Source organism: Novosphingobium silvae (assembly GCF_009856825.1).
Lineage (GTDB): Bacteria > Pseudomonadota > Alphaproteobacteria > Sphingomonadales > Sphingomonadaceae > Novosphingobium > Novosphingobium silvae.
On record NZ_WVTD01000011.1, the window covers coordinates 111,075 to 128,741 of the forward strand.

Annotated in this window: 13 protein-coding genes; 9 read left to right on the forward strand and 4 right to left on the reverse strand. The window is 66.8% G+C overall.

Annotation, left to right across the window (positions count from 1 at the left end):
* The first annotated feature begins 31 nt into the window (after positions 1-31).
* The 3 genes from recA (at position 32) to GR702_RS14750 (ending at position 4,884) form a co-directional block, all read left to right on the forward strand.
* The gene (gene recA / locus GR702_RS14740; protein WP_160986652.1) at positions 32-1,105 is read left to right on the forward strand and encodes a recombinase RecA; all 1,074 of its coding nucleotides are present in this window, start codon (positions 32-34) and stop codon (positions 1,103-1,105) included.
* 639 nt (positions 1,106-1,744) lie between these two features.
* Positions 1,745-4,399, forward strand: coding sequence for an alanine--tRNA ligase (gene alaS, locus GR702_RS14745; RefSeq protein ID WP_160986653.1), 2,655 nt, complete (start codon positions 1,745-1,747; stop codon positions 4,397-4,399).
* A 2-nt stretch (positions 4,400-4,401) separates the two neighbouring features.
* Positions 4,402-4,884 carry a hypothetical protein gene (locus GR702_RS14750; RefSeq protein ID WP_160986654.1) on the forward strand — a complete coding sequence of 161 codons (483 nt, stop codon included), beginning with the start codon at positions 4,402-4,404 and terminating at the stop codon, positions 4,882-4,884.
* Between the two features lie 11 nt (positions 4,885-4,895).
* Here the strand turns inward: GR702_RS14750 and GR702_RS14755 are convergent, their stop codons facing one another.
* The gene (locus tag GR702_RS14755) at positions 4,896-6,677 is read right to left on the reverse strand and encodes a cation:proton antiporter domain-containing protein (protein WP_160986655.1); all 1,782 of its coding nucleotides are present in this window, start codon (positions 6,675-6,677) and stop codon (positions 4,896-4,898) included.
* A 179-nt stretch (positions 6,678-6,856) separates the two neighbouring features.
* Between GR702_RS14755 and GR702_RS14760 the strand changes: the two genes are divergently transcribed.
* The 5 genes from GR702_RS14760 (at position 6,857) to ligA (ending at position 14,879) form a co-directional block, all read left to right on the forward strand.
* A complete protein-coding gene (locus GR702_RS14760) occupies positions 6,857-7,654 on the forward strand; it encodes an outer membrane protein assembly factor BamD (protein WP_160986656.1) in 798 nt (265 codons plus the stop codon).
* Between the two features lie 433 nt (positions 7,655-8,087).
* A complete protein-coding gene (locus GR702_RS14765) occupies positions 8,088-10,550 on the forward strand; it encodes a TonB-dependent receptor (protein ID WP_160986657.1) in 2,463 nt (820 codons plus the stop codon).
* 221 nt (positions 10,551-10,771) lie between these two features.
* Positions 10,772-10,915: a hypothetical protein gene (locus GR702_RS14770; RefSeq protein WP_160986658.1), complete on the forward strand. Its 144-nt coding sequence runs from the start codon at positions 10,772-10,774 to the stop codon at positions 10,913-10,915.
* Positions 10,916-10,990: 75 nt separating this feature from the next.
* Positions 10,991-12,655, forward strand: a complete 1,665-nt coding sequence (gene recN, locus GR702_RS14775; RefSeq protein WP_160986659.1) for a DNA repair protein RecN — start codon at positions 10,991-10,993, stop codon at positions 12,653-12,655.
* A 73-nt stretch (positions 12,656-12,728) separates the two neighbouring features.
* Positions 12,729-14,879 carry an NAD-dependent DNA ligase LigA gene (ligA, locus tag GR702_RS14780; protein ID WP_160986660.1) on the forward strand — a complete coding sequence of 717 codons (2,151 nt, stop codon included), beginning with the start codon at positions 12,729-12,731 and terminating at the stop codon, positions 14,877-14,879.
* Positions 14,880-14,923: 44 nt separating this feature from the next.
* Here ligA and sciP read toward each other — a convergent pair whose 3' ends face one another.
* On the reverse strand, positions 14,924-15,226 hold the full coding sequence (gene sciP / locus GR702_RS14785; RefSeq protein ID WP_160986661.1) for a CtrA inhibitor SciP: 303 nt from the start codon (positions 15,224-15,226) through the stop codon (positions 14,924-14,926).
* A gap of 224 nt (positions 15,227-15,450) precedes the next feature.
* Between sciP and GR702_RS14790 the strand changes: the two genes are divergently transcribed.
* Positions 15,451-15,732 (forward strand): PilZ domain-containing protein, encoded by a 282-nt coding sequence (locus GR702_RS14790; RefSeq protein ID WP_202408286.1) that lies wholly within the window; start codon positions 15,451-15,453, stop codon positions 15,730-15,732.
* Between the two features lie 20 nt (positions 15,733-15,752).
* On the opposite strand, the gene GR702_RS14795 is transcribed toward GR702_RS14790, so the two are convergent.
* Together GR702_RS14795 and bla are read right to left on the reverse strand one after the other, a co-directional pair.
* Positions 15,753-16,655 carry a 50S ribosomal protein L11 methyltransferase gene (locus GR702_RS14795; protein WP_160986662.1) on the reverse strand — a complete coding sequence of 301 codons (903 nt, stop codon included), beginning with the start codon at positions 16,653-16,655 and terminating at the stop codon, positions 15,753-15,755.
* A complete protein-coding gene (gene bla / locus GR702_RS14800) occupies positions 16,652-17,587 on the reverse strand; it encodes a subclass B3 metallo-beta-lactamase (protein WP_160986663.1) in 936 nt (311 codons plus the stop codon). Before bla ends, GR702_RS14795 begins: the two co-directional genes overlap by 4 nt.
* Positions 17,588-17,667 lie beyond the last annotated feature (80 nt).

Sequence of the window (17,667 nt, forward strand, 5' to 3'; positions counted from 1 at the left end):
CCGGTCAGCCCGGTAGCACAGGGGAAGAGACATGGCTGCTCAGCTCAAGCTGATCCAGGAAGGCAAGGAAAAGGACGCGATGGACCGTCAGAAGGCGCTCGAAGCAGCGCTGGCCCAGATCGACAAGGCATTCGGCAAGGGTTCGGCGATGAAGCTGGGCTCGAAGGAAGCGATGCAGGTGGAAGCGATCTCCACCGGTTCGCTGGGGCTCGACATCGCACTCGGCGTGGGCGGCCTGCCCCGCGGCCGCGTGATCGAAATTTATGGCCCGGAAAGCTCGGGCAAAACCACGCTGGCGCTGCACTGCATCGCCGAGGCGCAGAAGATGGGCGGCACGGCTGCCTTCATCGATGCCGAGCATGCGCTCGATCCGGTCTATGCCAAGAAACTGGGCGTCAATATCGATGAACTGATCGTCTCGCAGCCCGACACGGGCGAGCAGGCGCTGGAAATCACCGACACGCTCGTGCGCTCCAATGCAATCGACGTGCTCGTGGTGGACTCTGTCGCAGCTCTGGTCCCGCGTGCCGAGATCGAGGGCGAAATGGGTGACAGCCACGTCGGCCTTCAGGCCCGCCTCATGAGCCAGTCGCTGCGCAAGCTCACCGGCTCAATCAGCCGTTCGCGCTGCATGGTGATCTTCATCAACCAGCTGCGCATGAAGATCGGCGTCATGTACGGCAACCCCGAGACGACGACCGGCGGCAACGCGCTCAAGTTCTATGCCTCGGTGCGTCTCGACATCCGCCGCACAGGCGCGATCAAGGATCGTGACGAGGTCGTCGGTAACGCCACGCGCGTGAAAGTGGTCAAGAACAAGGTGGCTCCTCCCTTCAAGCAGGTCGAGTTCGACATCATGTACGGCGAGGGTGTGTCCAAGATCGGCGAGATCCTGGACCTTGGCGTCAAGGCCGGCATCGTCGAAAAATCGGGCGCCTGGTTCAGCTACGATTCCGTGCGGATCGGGCAGGGTCGCGAAAACGCCAAGACGTATCTGAAAGCCAACCCGGAAGTGTGCGAGCGGCTGGAAAAGGCCATCCGTGCAAAGACGGAAGGTCTGGCCGAGGAAATGATGGCGGGCCCTTCCGACGAAGATGATATCTAAACACGCCGCGCGGCGTGGCGCTAAACGGAAAGCTTCGGTGCATGCACCAGGGCTTTCCTGTATCAACGGCAATCGGACGGGCTTGCCGGTCACTTGCCGAACAGGCCTGCTTCAACGATTTTGGGAAGTCGGCCGACGCACCGTGGAGGGGGCAGGCGCGCCGGCCTTCACTCAAGATAACGACAGGCGCGCCGGTCCGTTCCTCAACTTGAGGCCTTTTTCCCAGGCCACCATGGCGACGGCGCCACTTCCCAGCGACGCCGAGTTCTGCCCAGCCGCAGCTTTCGTCATTCCCGCGACGGCCACCCCGTACCGGCTATGCGGCGCATTTCCGCTGAATACACAGGATGCGAGCGGTCGAGCGGCGCGCTCCAGAAAGAGCGACTGTCAGCGAACAGATCGATCGGTCATAGCCGAGCCGCACAGGCGAGCTCCCGAACGCGGCGATGCAACCAGGCAGCCGCCGAAACGGACGCAGCCGTTCGCACACGGCACGCTCAGCCCGCCACGACAGGCCGTGCGACAGCTCTCGACACGGGCCGCGCACGGGAGATGGCTCCATCTTATCGCGATTCCCGAACAGTCTGACCGCAGACAAGCGCTTGCCGCCGCGCGCGGGGTGGATTATCGGCGCGGATCATGCAGACGACGAACGAAATCCGCCGGTCCTTCCTCGACTACTTCGCCAGCAATGGCCACGAGGCGGTCCAGTCCGCGCCGCTCGTTCCCTACAACGATCCGACGCTGATGTTCGTGAATGCGGGCATGGTGCCTTTCAAGAATGTCTTCATGGGCCTTGAAACGCGCACGACGGCGCGTGCGACCTCTTCGCAGAAGTGCGTGCGCGCAGGCGGCAAGCACAACGACCTCGACAACGTGGGCTACACCGCGCGCCACCACACGTTCTTCGAGATGCTCGGCAACTTCTCTTTCGGCGACTACTTCAAGGAGCAGGCGATCACCCATGCGTGGACGCTGCTGACGAAGGAATGGGGCCTGCCCGCCGAAAAGCTGCTCGTCACGGTCTACCACACCGATGACGAGGCGTTCGACCTGTGGAAGAAGATCGCAGGGCTGCCCGACCAGAAGATCATCCGCATCGCGACGAAAGACAACTTCTGGGCGATGGGCGACGAGGGGCCGTGCGGCCCGTGCTCCGAGATTTTCTTCGATCACGGCGACCACATCTGGGGCGGCCCTCCGGGATCGCCGGAAGAGGACGGCGACCGCTTCATCGAGATCTGGAACCTCGTCTTCATGCAGTTCGAGCAGATGGCGGGCGAGATCGTGGGCAACCTGCCCAAGCCCTCGATCGACACGGGCATGGGGCTCGAGCGCATCTCCGCGGTCATGCAGGGGGTGCACGACAACTACGACATCGACACGTTCAAGGCCCTGATCGCGGCATCCGAAAGCCTGACGGGCGTGGCCGCCGAGGGTGAAAGCCGTGCAAGCCACCGCGTCATCGCCGACCATCTGCGCTCCACCAGCTTCCTGTTGGCCGACGGCGTGCTGCCCTCGAACGAGGGGCGTGGGTATGTCCTGCGCCGCATCATGCGCCGCGCGATGCGCCACGCGCACCTGCTGGGCGCGCGCGACCCGCTGATGCACCGCCTGGTGCCCGCGCTCGTCGCCGAGATGGGCCAGGCCTATCCGGAACTCGGCCGCGCGCAGCCGCTGATCGAAGAGACCCTGCAGCGCGAGGAGATCCAGTTCCGTCGCACCCTCTCGAACGGGCTGAAGCTGCTTGACGAGGCGACCGTTTCCCTGGGCGAGGGCGGCGAGCTTCCCGGCGAGACCGCGTTCAAGCTCTACGACACATATGGCTTCCCCTATGACCTGACAGAGGACGCCCTGCGCTCGCGCAACATCACGGTCGACAAGGCGGGGTTCGATGCCGCCATGGCGCAGCAGAAAGCTGCCGCCCGCGCAGCCTGGAAGGGCTCGGGCCAGTCGGCGGACAGCGAGGTGTGGTTCGACATCGCAGAGCGCGAAGGCGCCAGCGAGTTCACCGGCTATACCGCCACCACGGGCGAAGGCCAGGTCGTCGCCCTGGTGAAGGACGGCCGCGAGGTTGCCTCGGCCGGCGCCGGGGAAGAGGTCGTCGTGCTGACCAACCAGACCCCGTTTTACGGCGAATCGGGCGGCCAGGAAGGAGATCGCGGCACGATCACCGGCCCGGGCGGTCTGAAGATCGAGGTTTTGGACACGGCAAAGCCGCTGGGCCGCCTCCATGCGATGAGCGGCAAGGTGGAAGCGGGCACGATCCGGGTCGGCGATGCGGTGAACCTCACCGTGGATGCGCAGCGGCGCGATGCGGTGCGCGCGAACCACTCTGCCACGCACCTGCTGCACGCGGCCCTGCGCAAGCGCCTTGGCGACCATGTGACGCAGAAGGGCTCGCTGGTCGCCGCCGATCGCCTGCGCTTCGACTTCGCGCATCCCAAGGCGCTGACCGCAGAAGACATCACCGCCATCGAGGCGGAAGTGAATGCCGAGATCCGCGCCAACGAACAGGTTCTGACCCGCCTGATGACGCCGGATGACGCGATCGGCGCCGGCGCCATGGCGCTGTTCGGCGAGAAGTACGGCGACGAGGTGCGGGTGCTCTCGATGGGCCGCCTCTCGGGTGAGCGTACCTATTCGGTCGAGCTTTGCGGCGGCACCCATGTGCGGGCAACCGGCGACATTGGCGTGTTCCGCATCGTCTCGGAAAGCGCGGTGTCCTCGGGCGTTCGCCGCATCGAGGCGATGACCGGAGAAGGCGCGCGCCAGTGGCTGGTCGGCCGCGAGGATGCGCTGAAGAACGCAGCGAGCCTGCTGCGCACCACGCCTGACGAAGTGGAAGCACGCGTCGCCGCCCTGCTGGACGAGCGGCGCAAGCTTGAGCGCGAACTCGCCGAAGCGAAGAAGGCGCTGGCGCTTTCGGGCGCTTCGGGCGGAGCAAAGGCGGAAAGCGCGGACGAGGAGGTGGGCGGCATCAGGTTCTCCGGCCAGGTGCTGGAAGGGCTCGACCCCAAGGACCTGCGCGGTCTGCTCGACCAGGCGAAGCAGCGGCTGGTCTCGGGCGTGGCGGCGATCGTCGCGGTGAACGAGGGCAAGGCCAGCATCGCCGCTGCGGTCACCGAAGATCTCACCGGAACGGTCAGCGCGGTCGACCTCGTGCGCAAGGGCGTCGAGGCCCTGGGCGGCAAAGGCGGCGGCGGCCGCGCCGACATGGCGCAGGGCGGCGGCCCGGATGGCGCCAGGGCGGCCGACGCCATCGCGGCCGTCCGGGCGGCGCTGGCGGGATAGTCATGGGCGAGGGGCTCCGCAAGGCTCTCGCCTTTACCGGCTGCGGCCTCTGGCTCGGCTCCTCGCTCATGCCTCTGTTCGGCGGTGCGGCCAAGCACCGGGTCCTGTGCAGGGGCGCCACGTTCGATGGGCAGTTCGACGCCTGCTTCAACGACTACCTTCCGGTTCTGGAACTGATTGCGCCCCTGGGTGCGCTGTTCCTGCTGTACCCCTTCGCAGTCTTCGCTTCCGCCGTCTGGGCTCCGGAGCCCGGTCAGCGCCGCCAGCACTGGCGGCTCGCTCCGGAAACCGGGGCTGCGGCGCGCTTCCCCTGGTACACGCTGCTGTGCACGGCCGGTCTCGTCGGCGCGGCATGGCTCGCCTCGCGCTATCCGCTGGACCCGGTGACGGCCCCGTTCATGCTGTTCTGGACGGTTTTCGGACTGTGGTTCGCCGGCGGCGCCACTGTCACCTTCCAGGCCGGACGTGCCCGCTTAGGCGGGTGAGGCACGGCCCGTCAGGCGCGCTCCTGCGTCAGCTGGCCGGATCTCAGCGACGGCTTCTCCGCCAGCCCGCCGCGCTCCATGATCATCTCGCGGAACTCGTCACGCTTTTCGTGGATGGAGGCGATCACCGGGCCGACCGCCACGCCCGTCTCCACAAGCGCCGCCTCGCTCAGCTGCAGGGAGCTTTCGAGCGTTTCGGGCACCGCGTAGCTGGCGCCCGCACGGTAGAGCTGCGCCGCGTGATCGGCGTCGCGCGCCCGGGCGAGGATCGGCAGGTCCGGGAACTGCGTGCGCAGCTTGCGCACGATGCGCTGGGCGGCGACCGGCTCGTCCATGGTGATGATGACGGCGGCGGCTTCTCCGGCCCCCAGGCGCAGCAGCGCATCGCCGCGCGCCGCATCGCCGAACGCCACCGTGTAGCCGCGCCTGCGCCCACTGGCGACAAGGTCGGTGTCGCTGTCGATCGCGAGATAGGGGCGGCCATGGCGGGCGAGCATGTCGGCGACGAGATGCCCGACGCGCCCGAAGCCGACGATCAGCGTGCGCGGGCGGCTTTCGTCCTCGACCGGGGCGTGCTGCGGGGCGTCCGCCGCATCGACGCGGCGGCCCATGATCTTGCCGCCATAGGCAAGCAGCGGCGTGATCGTGAGGCCAAGCGCCGTGACGATCTGCCAGAACTGCGCCGTGCCGGGCTGGATCAACTGCGCCGTCGTCGCGGCGGCGAGCACGATCAGCGTGGTCTCGGACGGGCTCGACATCAGGATGCCGGTTTCGGTCGCGGTGCCGCGCCGTGCTCCCATGATCCGGAGCATGAGCCCGGTCACCACCGCCTTGAGCACGATCACGACGAGGGTGGCGATCAGGATCGAGGCGAGCCCGTCCCAGACGACCGCGAGGTCGATGCTCATGCCGATGGTGATGAGGAAAACGCCGAGGGCGAGGCCCTTGAACGGCTCGATGATCTCCTCGACCTCGGAGTGATACTCCGTCTCGGCGATGAGGAGCCCGGCCACCAGCGCGCCGACGATGGGGGAAAGGCCCGCCGCAGCGGTAGTCAGCGAGGCAAGGATCACCACCAGAAGGCTGGCGGCAAGGAACAGTTCCGGGCTCTTGGTGCGGGCGGCCTGTGCGAAAAGGGGAGGCAGCAGGTAGCGGCCAAGGATCAGCAGCGCGCCGAGCGCGACCGTGCCCCACAGCAGCGTGGTCAGCAGTTCTCCCACGCCGTCGCTTCCGGCATGCGGGGCGAGCGCGCCGAGCAGGAAGATGATCGGCACCAGCGCGATGTCCTCGAACAACAGCATCGACAGCGCCGCGCGGCCCACGGGCGTGGTCGTCTCGGTGATCTTGAGCACCAGCGCGGTGGACGATAGCGCCAGCGCCAGCCCCAGCGCCAGCGCGCCCGAGAAGCTCTGGCCGATGGCGGCGAGGATGAACGTCAGCGAGCCGCCGATCACCAACAGTTCCAGCGACCCCAGCCCGAAGACCATGCGCCGCATCTGCCACAGCCGCGCGAAGGAAAGCTCGAGCCCGATCGAGAACAGCAGCAGGATGATGCCGAACTCGGCGAAGAGCTCCAGCCCCTCCGGATCGGTGATGGTGAAGTACGACAGCCAGGGATGGTCGAACACGTGCCGCCCAAGGCCGAACGGACCTACCAGAAGGCCCACAAGGATGAAGCCGATCACGGGCGTGATGCGGTAGCGGTTGAACACGGGGATCACGATGCCCGCCGCGCCCAGGATTACCAGGGCGTCGGACATGACGGGGGAATAGAGGTCGCTGCTGCCTGCCATTGGTCGATCCTAGGGCACGGTGCGTCACGATGGAACCGGTGACATGCCCGAAATCGCCCGGGTTAGGCGATCGACGCAAGCAAGTGGCGCGATCCCTGCAAGAAGGGCCTGCGGAAAGGCTCGGGCTTGCCGCGCAACTTCACTTGGCGTTCAGCAAAGCGCTGGCTATAGACCCACCCATGTTCGAACGCTCGCGCCTGAAGACCGCCCTCCTTGTCGCCGCCACCGGCGCGATCGTGCTGACTGCCGGATGCGGAGGGCGCGGGGGCAAGAACCGCGACACCGCCTATGTCGCGCGCGACGTTGACACGCTCTATGCCGCCGCGCAGCAGCGCCTCGAGACCGGGCGTACCCGCCAGGCCGCCGCGCTGTTCGACGAGGTGGAGCGCCAGCATCCCTATTCGCCCTGGGCCCGCCGCGCCCAGCTGATGAGCGCGTTCAGCTATTACGCCGCGCGCGACTACAACAAGGCGATCCAGTCCGCGCAGCGCTTCCTCTCGATCCACCCGGGCAACAAGGACGCGCCTTACGCCTACTACCTGATCGCCATCTGCTACTACGAGCAGATCAGCGATGTCACGCGCGACCAGCGCACGACCGAGCAGGCCAAGCAGGCGCTGACCGACGTGATGCGCCGCTATCCCGGCACGCCTTATGCCTCCGATGCCAAGCTCAAGATCGACCTTGTGAACGATCACCTTGCCGGCAAGGAGATGACCATCGGCCGCTCGTATGAACGCAGCGGCAAGTGGCTCGCCGCCACGCTGCGGTTCCGCAACGTGGTCGACAATTTCCAGACCACCAGCCACACGCCCGAGGCGCTGTTCCGCCTGGTCGAGGGTTATCTGTCGCTCGGCGTCCCGGAAGAGGCGCAGAAGGCGGCGGCCGTGCTCGAGCAGAACTATCCCGGTAGCGAGTGGTACGACCGCGCCTACAAGCTGATGAACCGCCACGCGCCCGAGAACGTCGCCGCCTGACGCAAGCGCGGCTTGCCGCCTCGTCGCTTCGGCACGCATGAGATCGACGGCTCGACCGCAATGCGGTCGGGCCGTTTTCGTATCTGCGCCTCGCGCGCATTCGCTCCGGCGATGCCATCTGCCGCATAAGAGTTTCGCTTTGCCGCCTGATAGCCAAAGTCTATTGTCCACCAATGCAGTTGAGATTACGAATGCTCAACAAGGGCAACGAAACTCAGGAGGACACCGCATGAGGACGAGCGAAGCATAGCTTCGGCAGGCACCACGCCGGATTTCTCCGGTCCTCCCTTTCTCTCTATCATCTCCGGCGCTTTGTCGATCGCGGTTCCGCGATGGCTTTCGTGCGCCCGGTTCAATCCTGCCAGGGGGCAGGTCCATCAGCAGGTGCACGCCGGGGCCGGGTGCATCGCATCCGACATGAGGACTTGAAGCAATGCACTCGTTCGTCCGCCGTACTCTTCTTGCCACCACGATGCTTGCCTCGGCTGTCGGCTGCGCCTCGGCTGCCCAGGCGGAGGAGGCGGCTCCCGCGGGCGAGGAGCAGTCCTCGACGACATCGGTGGGCACCGGCGCGCATGACCGGGGCGGCGACATCGTCGTCACAGCCCGCCGCCGCATCGAATCGAGCCAGGAGGTGCCGCTCGCGATTTCGGTCGTCGGGGGCGAGCACATCGATTCAACCGGTTCGTTCAACGTCGGCCGCCTCCAGCAGCTGACGCCGACCCTGCAGTTCTATTCGTCGAACCCGCGCAACACGGCCGTGAACATTCGCGGGCTCGGCGTGCCGTTCGGCCTTACCAACGACGGTATCGAGCAGGGCGTGGGCATCTACGTCGACGACGTCTACAACTCGCGCGTGGCCTCTGCCACGTTCGACTTCCTCGACGTGGCGCAGGTGGAAGTGCTGCGCGGCCCGCAGGGCACGCTCTATGGCAAGAACACCACGGCCGGCGCGATCAACATCACCACCAACCAGCCGACCTTCGATTTCGAAGGCAAGGCCGAGGTTTCGATCGGCAACTACAACTTCAAGCAGGCCAAGGCGGCGATCTCCGGTCCGCTGAGCGACACGCTGGCGGCGCGCCTCGCGGTGTCCGCCACGGACCGGCGCGGCACGATCTACAACGTCACCAGCAACCAGTGGATCCAGAGCCAGGACAACCTCGGCATCCGTGGCCAGCTGCTCTGGCGCCCGACCGATACGCTGGACATCACGCTGGCGGGGGACTTCAGCTCGCAGGACGCGAACTGCTGCGGCTCGGTCTATGTCCGCACGGGCCTGACGCAGCGCGCGCTCAACCGCCAGTTCGAGGCTCTGGCCGATGCGCTGGGCTACCAGCCGGTCAGCCGCAACCCGTTCGACCGCCGCACCGATCTCGACACTCCGCTCAAGGCCGAGAACAAGATCGGCGGCGCCTCGCTGCGGGTGAAGTGGGACTTTGGGGAAGGCACGCTGACCTCGATCACCGCCTGGCGCTTCTGGGACTGGGATCCCTCGAACGACCGTGACTTCACCGGATTGCCGATCGTCGCGCTGTCGCAGAACCCTTCGCAGCAGGACCAGTACACGCAGGAACTGCGCTACAACTACAGCAGCGACGCGATCGACTTCGTGGTGGGCGCCTTCGGCTTCTACCAGCGGATCGACACGCAGGGCACCGAGCAGCACGGCGCCGCATCCAGCCGTTGGAACATCGCGCCTTCCAATCCCCTTTCGACCGATCCCAGCGTGCTCGACGGCCTCGTCGCGTACAATTCGCAGTACCTCAAGAACACCAGCGCGGCGCTCTACGGCCAGCTCAGCTGGCATGTCACTCCGGAGTTGACGCTGCAGCCGGGCGTGCGCCTGAACTACGACAAGAAGGACGGCTACTACCAGCGCCGCGTCTTCGACGGCGCGGGCAACGAGATCCTGCTCGACGGGACCACCAACGCGCGCAAGACCGCGCAGCTGGCGATCTTCACGCCGCAGGAAATCTCGCCGCGCTTCAGCGACTGGAACTTCAGCTACGACTTCACCGTGAGCTACAGGATCGCGCCGGACGTACTCGCCTATGCGACTTACGCGAAGTCCTTCAAGTCGGGCGGCATCAACCAGAACGGCGTGCCAACCGACGCGCAGAACAACCCGATCCTTGCCGCCGCCACGGTGAAGCCGGAGGACGTGGACCATTACGAAGCGGGCCTGAAGACCCAGTTCTGGGATCGCCGCGCAACCTTCAACCTCTCGATCTTCCGCACCGACATCAGGAACTACCAGGCCAACGTCAACAACGGCCAGTTCGGCGTCCTGCGCGGCTATCTGGCCAATGCCGGGGCAGTGCGCTCGCAGGGCGTGGAAGCCGACTTCTCGATCCGTCCGAGCGAGCGCTTCAACGCCTACGTCAACGGCGCCTACACCGACGCGACCTATCGCCGGTTCGTCGACGCGCCATGCCCGCCGGAGCTTTCGGGCGGCACCACCGCCGGGGCGGGCCAGTCCCCCAGCGCGCCCGGCACGCCGGGCGGCATCAGCCCGGCCAACTGCGACGTGTCCGGCCAGCGCCTTCCCGGCATTTCCGAATGGTCGTTCTCGTTCGGGGCCGAGGCCAACGCCCCGTTCACGCTGCTGGGCAAGGAAGGCGAGGTCTACCTGGGTTACGACGGCTCGGTCCGCTCGAACTTCTCGTCGAACCCTTCCGCCTCGGCCTACACTTGGATCGACGGGTACAGCCTCCACAACTTCCGTGCCGGCTTCCGCACCGATGCCGGGTTCGACATCTATTGCTGGGTCCGCAACGCATTCGATGAGAATTACTTCGAGCAGCTCATGGTCGGCCCCGGCAACACGGGCCTGATCGCAGGCCTGCCTGGCGATCCCCGGACCTGGGGTTTCACCGTCAAGTCCAACTTCTGAGCCGCTCTTCCGGGCCCGGCCTGCGATCGCCGGGCCGCTTCCCTGCGGATGGTGGACGGGATCGGCCGAAGCGATCTGAATGAAAATTCGGTAATTTCGCGAAATCTAAATTCGAGGTTAGCCTCCTGTTTACCACCCAAGATAAATAAGGTGGAAGGATATCGGTGGAATGCCGCTGTCCAGCCGTGATGGCGTGGGGGTTGATTTCGTTTCCGATGGACATGAAGCATGATTTCGCACCCGATCCCGAAGTCAGCGCCCGATGCGCCGACCGCCGGGTCTGGCCGCCCGAGGCGTTCCTGCTCATCGCGATCTTTGTCGCGGTGTGGGTGATCTTCGCGGTCAACCTGATCGGGATCGACTGAAGCACTGCCAAGGGTGCACGCCATGCGAAACGCAGGTGACGGGCGGTTCGCCATCGGCTAGAACGCTTGGCGAACATGTTGAGCCGGCTCTCCATTCGCAACATTGTCCTGATCGAGGCTCTCGATCTGGATTTCGCACGCGGTCTCGGTGTCCTCACGGGCGAGACGGGCGCGGGCAAGTCGATCCTGCTGGATGCGCTGGGCCTGGTGCTTGGCAATCGCGCGGACAGCGGCCTTGTGCGCGCCGGGGAAGCGCGGGCAGGGGTCACCGCCAGCTTCGACTTCGCCGCTCTGCCGGCGCAGGTTCTCTCGGTGATCGAGGACGCCGGGATCGAGCTTGAACCGGGCGAGCCGCTGATCCTGAAGCGCCAGCTTCGGGCGGACGGCGGCTCGAAGGCGTTCCTCAACGACCAGCCCGTGGGCGTCGCGCTCCTGCGCGAAATCGCGCCTGCGCTCGTCGAGATCCATGGCCAGCACGACGATCGCGGGCTTGTCAACGCGCGTGGCCACCGCGCCCTGCTGGACCGCTTCGCGGGCGGCGAGGTGGCGGGCGTGGAGGCTGCCTGGCGGGACTGGCGCACCGCGCGCGACGCGCTGGACGCCGCGCGCGAGCAGGTGGCACGCGCGGCCGAGGATCAGGAACTGATCGAGGCGCACTTGTCCGAACTGACGCTGCTGGCGCCTCAGACGGGGGAGGAAGACGAACTCGCCTCCGCCCGTGCCGACATGCAGAAGGGTGAAAAGCTGGCGGACGACCTGTCGGCGCTGCAGCACTTGTGGACTGGCTCCGATTCGGCGCTGGCTTCGCTGCGCGCCGCCTCGCGCCGGCTCGACCGGATCGCGGGGGAGCACGAACTGCTCGCCGAAGCCCTGGCCGCGCTGGACCGCGCCGTCATCGAGGCAAGCGAGGCGGAAGACGCGCTCGACCGGGCGGCACAGGCCCTGGCGTTCGATCCGGCGGAGCTCGACCGCATAGAGACGCGCCTGTTCGACTTGCGGGCTGCCGCTCGCAAGCAGTCGTGCCAGGTCGACGATCTCCCCGCCAAAATGGCAGAGATGCGGGCCGCGCTCGATGCGATCGAGGGCGGGTCGGGGCACATCGCGGTGCTTGAGCAGACGGCGCAGAAAGCCGCGCTTCTCTACCGCGAAAAGGCCGAGGCGCTGCATGACCTGCGGCGCGCTGCCGCCAGGCGGCTCGACGCCGCGGTCGCGGCCGAACTCGCGCCGCTCAAGCTCGACGCCGCCCGCTTCCAGACCTCGGTCATGCGCCTGCCGGAAGAGCGCTGGGGGGCGCAGGGCATGGACGCTGTGGAATTTCTCATCAGCACCAATCCGGGCGCGGATTTCGCCCCGCTCGCCAAGATCGCCAGCGGCGGCGAACTGTCGCGCTTCATCCTCGCGCTGAAAGTCGCGCTCGCGGAAGAAGGCGGAGCGGCGACGGTGATCTTCGACGAGATCGACCGGGGCGTGGGCGGCGCGGTGGCGGACGCCATCGGCGAACGTCTCGCCCGGCTCGCCTCGAACGGGCAGCTGCTGGCCGTCACGCACTCGCCCCAGGTCGCGGCGCGCGGGGACCGGCACTACATGATCGCCAAGTCCAGCGAAGGCACGGTGACCCGCACTTCGGTGACGCCGCTGAGCGACGCCGAGCGCAAGGAGGAGATCGCCCGCATGCTCTCCGGCGCCGAAGTCACCGACGAGGCGAGGGCGCAGGCGGACAGGCTTTTGGTGCGCGCCTGAGGTGACGCCTTCCCGGCGTTGAAGAGGGCCTTTGGGGTGGTGACGGCTGGCGCAACGTTGCATAGCTCGGCGCATGACCGCTGATTCCCTGCCGAACGAAGCCGAAGCCGCGAACGAACTGATGCGCCTTGCGCGCCAGATCAACCGCGCGAACCGCCTCTACCATGCCGAGGACGCGCCGGAGATCACCGACGCGGAATACGACGCGCTTGTACGCCGCAATGCCGCGCTCGAAGCCGCTTTCCCGCATCTGGTCCGGCCTGACAGTCCCACCAACAAGGTCGGCCATGAAGTTGCCGGCTCGCCGCTCGGGAAGGTCGCGCACGAGGTTCGCATGATGAGCCTCGACAATGCCTTCACCGACGAGGAAGTGGGCGAGTTCGTGGCGCGCGTGCGGCGCTTCCTTTCGCTTGCCCCGGACGAGCCGATCGCGTTGACGGCCGAGGACAAGATCGACGGCCTGTCGTGCTCGCTACGCTACGAAAAGGGCCGGCTGGTACGCGCTGCCACCCGGGGCGACGGGCAGGTGGGCGAGGACGTGACCGCCAACGTCGCCCATATCGCGGACATCGTTCAGGAACTGCAGGGCGAAGACATCCCCGAGGTGTTCGAGGTGCGCGGCGAAGTCTATATGGAGAAGGCCGCCTTCCTCGCGCTCAACGCCCAGCTCATGGACGAGGCGCGCGCTGCCGCCGAAGCGAAGGGCGAGGCTTTCGAGGATACGAAAGTCCGCCAGTTCGCCAATCCGCGCAATGCGGCCGCCGGCTCGCTGCGCCAGAAGGACGCTTCGGTCACCGCCAGACGCCCGCTGCGCTTCTGGGCGCACGGCTGGGGCGCGGCGAGCCCCGATCCGCGCAGCATTCCCGGTGCCACGCAGCACGATGTGATCCGCCGCATCGAAAGCTGGGGGCTGCCCGTCTCCCCGCAGTTCCGCCTGTGCCATTCGCTCGAGGAGATGCTCGGCGCCTACAATGCCATTCGCGAGGGGCGCGCCGCGCTGCCTTTCGAGATCGACGGTGTGGTCTACAAGGTGGACCGGCTCGACTGGCAGCAGCGCCTGGGCTTTGTGGCGAAGGCGCCGCGCTGGGGGCTGGCGCACAAGTTCCCGGCGGAGCGGGCCGAAACCGTGCTTGAAACAATCGACATTCAGGTCGGCCGCACCGGCAAGCTGACGCCGGTCGGGCGGTTGAAGCCGGTTCTGGTGGGCGGCGTGACCGTCACCAACGTTACCTTGCACAACCGCGACGAGATCGCGCGGCTGGGCGTCAGGCCCGGCGACCGCGTGGTGCTCCAGCGTGCGGGCGATGTTATTCCACAGCTTGTGGATAACCTCACCCGCGAGGAGGAGCGCGCCGCCTTCGCCTTCCCCGATCATTGCCCCCAATGCGGTTCCGAAGCGGTCGCGGCCGAGGGCGAGGTGGACGTGCGTTGCACCGGCGGCCTCATCTGCCCAGCCCAGCGCACCGAGCGCCTCAAGCATTTCGTCAGCCGCGCCGCGCTCGACATTGAGGGGCTTGGCGAGAAGACCATCGACGAGTTCTTCGCCCACGGCTGGCTGGAAAGTCCGGCGGACATCTTCAGGCTGCGGCGTCGACGGGCGGACATCCTCGCGCTCGAGGGCTGGAAGGACAAGTCTGTGGACAACCTGTTGGCGGCTGTGGAAAGCAAGCGCAGTCCCGACGCGGCGCGGCTGCTGTTCGGGCTGGGCATCCGCCACGTGGGCGCCGTGACCGCGCGAGACCTCATGAAGCGCTTCGCCACGCTTCCCGCGCTGCGCGCCCTGGCCGAGCAGGCCCACGTCAGGCAAGGCGAGGAAGCCGGGCAGACGGCGACCGACGCCTACTCCGAACTCGTGTCGATCGACGGGGTCGGGCCGGTCGTGGTCGAGGCGCTGGGCGACTTCTTCCACGAGGAGCACAACCGCGCCGTCTGGGACGACCTGTTGAGCGAGGTTTCGCCGCCGCCCTATGTCGTCGAGACGAAGGACAGCGCGGTTGCGGGCAAGACGGTGGTCTTCACCGGCAAGCTGGAGACGATGAGCCGCGACGAAGCCAAGGCGCAGGCCGAGCGGCTGGGCGCGAAGGCCGCAGGCTCCGTCTCCGCCAAGACGGACCTCATCGTCGCCGGTCCGGGCGCCGGCTCCAAGCTCAAGAAGGCGGCCGAACTGGGCATCGAAGTGATCGACGAAGCGGCCTGGGCACAGATCGTGCGGGACGCGGGGTAAGTCTCCGCGCCGTCCCGGAAACGATCCGGGACGGCCGCGTCGTTTCAGGCCAGGCGGCCCTTGCGCTCGTGCACCTGCCGATAGTGCTGGACCCGCGTCGCGCGCAGCCCTGCCATCCCCTCGCGCTCAATCGAGCGCTGCCACGAGGCCAGTTCCTCGAGCGTCAGGTCGTAGCGTTCGCACGCTTCCGTGATCGTCAGCAGTCCGCCGTTGACTGCCGCCACCACTTCGGCCTTGCGCCGCACCACCCAACGAGAAGTGTTGGCCGGCGGAAGCGTGTCCCTGCTCAGCGGTTCGCCAAGCGGACCGGTCACCACCTTTGGACGTGTGGTTTCTGTTTCAATCATCGGTTGGGCCCTCCATCGATGGTGCCAACCCCCTGTGCTAGGGATGATCCCGTAGAAACCTTAATGACAGGCAACCGGCAATGGTTAAGGAAAGTTTACGCAACTTTACTTAAAGTCTTGTGCTCCATGTGCAAAAACGGACAATAAAGTTTATTGCCGCTTTCATGGGTATTATTTCCTAGTCAAATACCGTAAGCGCCAATTGCGCAATGCAGAGAGAAGGAATGGAAGTGGTTACCCGGCATCAGCATTCCGCCTATGCTTCGGCTGTTGCACGGCACATCTCGGCGGAAGGCTGCCAGTTCGTCGTGGAGCAGGTGGGCGTGGTGCAGGGGCAACGGTTCAGCTTCGCACTCGATGGCCACCCGGCCGTGCGCGGCACCGTGCGCTGGGTGGTCAAGGACCGCGTAGGCTTCGCGTTCGACCAGCCGATCTCACGCGATGCGCAGGCCGCCATGCGCGAGCGCTGCCACGTGGTGCAGGGCGTGGAGCTATACCTGTCCTGAGGAACCCAACGCGGCGCCCGTCAGCCGCGACGCTTGCGCAGCCAGAGGATCGACCAGTCCCCGTTGACCAGCCGAGCGGCTAGGCGCAGCCCCGCACGGCGGCAGGCGGCGCGCACCGCTGCCTCCTGCGTCTCCAGCAGGCCCGCAAGCAGCAGGTGCCCGCCCGGCACCAGCGACTTGCCGAAATCCGGAGCGAGCGAGACCAGCGGCCCTGCCAGGATATTGGCGAGGATCAGGTCGTAAGGGCCGCGCGCTTCGAGCACCGGGTGCGCCATCCCGTCTGCGACGGTCATCACCAGCTGCCCGCGGCCGGCGCCCATCGTCACGCCATTGGCTGCCGCATTGTCCTCCACCACCCCCACGCACACCGCGTCGATGTCGCTGGCCGTGGCAAGGGTGCGAGGCCACAACGAGAGTGCGGCGAAGGCGAGAAGGCCGGTACCGGTGCCGATATCGGCGCAGTTGCGGATGACGAGGCCCTGCGCTTTCATGTGCGTGAGCATGGCGAGGCACCCGGCGGTCGTTGCGTGCTGACCGGTCCCGAAAGCCTGGCTGGCAGGAATGGCGAAGTCGAACACGCCCGCTTCCTGCGCAGCCGGATGATCCGGTGTATGGACGTGGAACCTACCGGCGCGGATCGGCTCGAGGCCTTCCTGGCTGGCCACCAGCCAGTCCGTCTCGGGCAGTTCCTCGACGCTGAGTTTTGGGGCGTCGCTTTCGAACAGCGCGGCGATCGCGGCCTTGTCCGCGCGGGTGGGCTTGTGGTCGAGCCATGCCTCGAGTTGCCAATCCTCCGGCTTGTCCTCCGCGATCTCGCGTCCGGAGAGGACGATGCCGGGATCCCAGTCCCACGCATCCTCGTGCGCGACAAGGGCGCCCTCGATGACAGGGCGCGGGGCGAAGGCCGTGACTTTCCAGCTCACCGCGATGTCTCCCGTACCTGCTCGTCGGCAAGGCGGGCGGCGAACCTGCCTTTCGCGCCCGCTGCATAAGCACGACAAGCCTGCGCATCAGCGAGCGGCCTGGTGCCTTCGAAACGCTCCATCATCGCGCTGGCGGCGGGGTGAGGCGTCAGGAGGATCTCGCAGGGCAGGGCGCTCATCGCGGCGATGCCCTGGCGCACACCGGCGATCCGCTCGGGATGGTCGCTGAAGCGGTAGGAGCCCGTGGAGATCGTCGAGGAACTGTCGGCGTAGGCGACGGCGAGGCATGCGCCCTTGTCCGTGCACGATCGCCAGGTCCAGCTCGTCGAACCCGGGGCATGAACCGGGGTGACGTGGGCGGTGAGGACGAGGCTGCCCACCTTTACGGTATCCCCGTCGGCCAACACGCGCTCCACTCGTACGGGCGCGATCGGATCGAGGCCGCTCGACTGAGGGTCCCCGGCCGAAGGCTTGCCGCTTTCCAGCGCGACTTTCTGCGAGGCGACCGCGGCGACTTTCGCGCCTGTCGCGCGCTGCAATGCGGCAAGCGCGCCGACATGGTCGTGATGCTCGTGGCTGGCGACGATCCAGCGGATGTCCCTCGGCTCGAACCCGGCGCGGCGAATGTTCGCCAGCACTGCTGGCGCCGCGCCCGTCATACCGGCATCGACGAGGACATGGCCTTCCTTGCCGGTCACCAGAATGGCCGAGATCCCGCACGTCCCCACGTACCAGGTGTTGGCGAAGATGCGCGCGGACGGCGCGGCATCGAGCCAACCGTCGCGCCCTGCACAGGCCTTGGCGAGCCGGGCAGGGGTGTGTGCCGCGGCGCTTTCTCCGCCTGGGCCGGACGCATCGGCAGATGCGGGGGCGAGAACCGGAGCGGCGGCCAGGGCGGCAGCCATCGTGACGATGTTCCAGGTGCGAGTCATGGCCGCCGCTTTAGACTCCACCTGTGCGATAGGCCAGCTTGGGGAGCAAACATCGGTCCACGGACCTTGCACCGCCCCGC

Coding starts and splice junctions, on each gene's coding strand:
- recA (WP_160986652.1), top strand. CDS start 32: ATGGCTGCTCAGCTCAAGCTGATCCAGGAAGGCAAGGAAAAGGACGCG.
- alaS (WP_160986653.1), top strand. CDS start 1,745: ATGCAGACGACGAACGAAATCCGCCGGTCCTTCCTCGACTACTTCGCC.
- GR702_RS14750 (WP_160986654.1), top strand. CDS start 4,402: ATGGGCGAGGGGCTCCGCAAGGCTCTCGCCTTTACCGGCTGCGGCCTC.
- GR702_RS14755 (WP_160986655.1), bottom strand. CDS start 6,677: ATGGCAGGCAGCAGCGACCTCTATTCCCCCGTCATGTCCGACGCCCTG.
- GR702_RS14760 (WP_160986656.1), top strand. CDS start 6,857: ATGTTCGAACGCTCGCGCCTGAAGACCGCCCTCCTTGTCGCCGCCACC.
- GR702_RS14765 (WP_160986657.1), top strand. CDS start 8,088: ATGCACTCGTTCGTCCGCCGTACTCTTCTTGCCACCACGATGCTTGCC.
- GR702_RS14770 (WP_160986658.1), top strand. CDS start 10,772: ATGAAGCATGATTTCGCACCCGATCCCGAAGTCAGCGCCCGATGCGCC.
- recN (WP_160986659.1), top strand. CDS start 10,991: ATGTTGAGCCGGCTCTCCATTCGCAACATTGTCCTGATCGAGGCTCTC.
- ligA (WP_160986660.1), top strand. CDS start 12,729: ATGACCGCTGATTCCCTGCCGAACGAAGCCGAAGCCGCGAACGAACTG.
- sciP (WP_160986661.1), bottom strand. CDS start 15,226: ATGATTGAAACAGAAACCACACGTCCAAAGGTGGTGACCGGTCCGCTT.
- GR702_RS14790 (WP_202408286.1), top strand. CDS start 15,451: ATGGAAGTGGTTACCCGGCATCAGCATTCCGCCTATGCTTCGGCTGTT.
- bla (WP_160986663.1), bottom strand. CDS start 17,587: ATGACTCGCACCTGGAACATCGTCACGATGGCTGCCGCCCTGGCCGCC.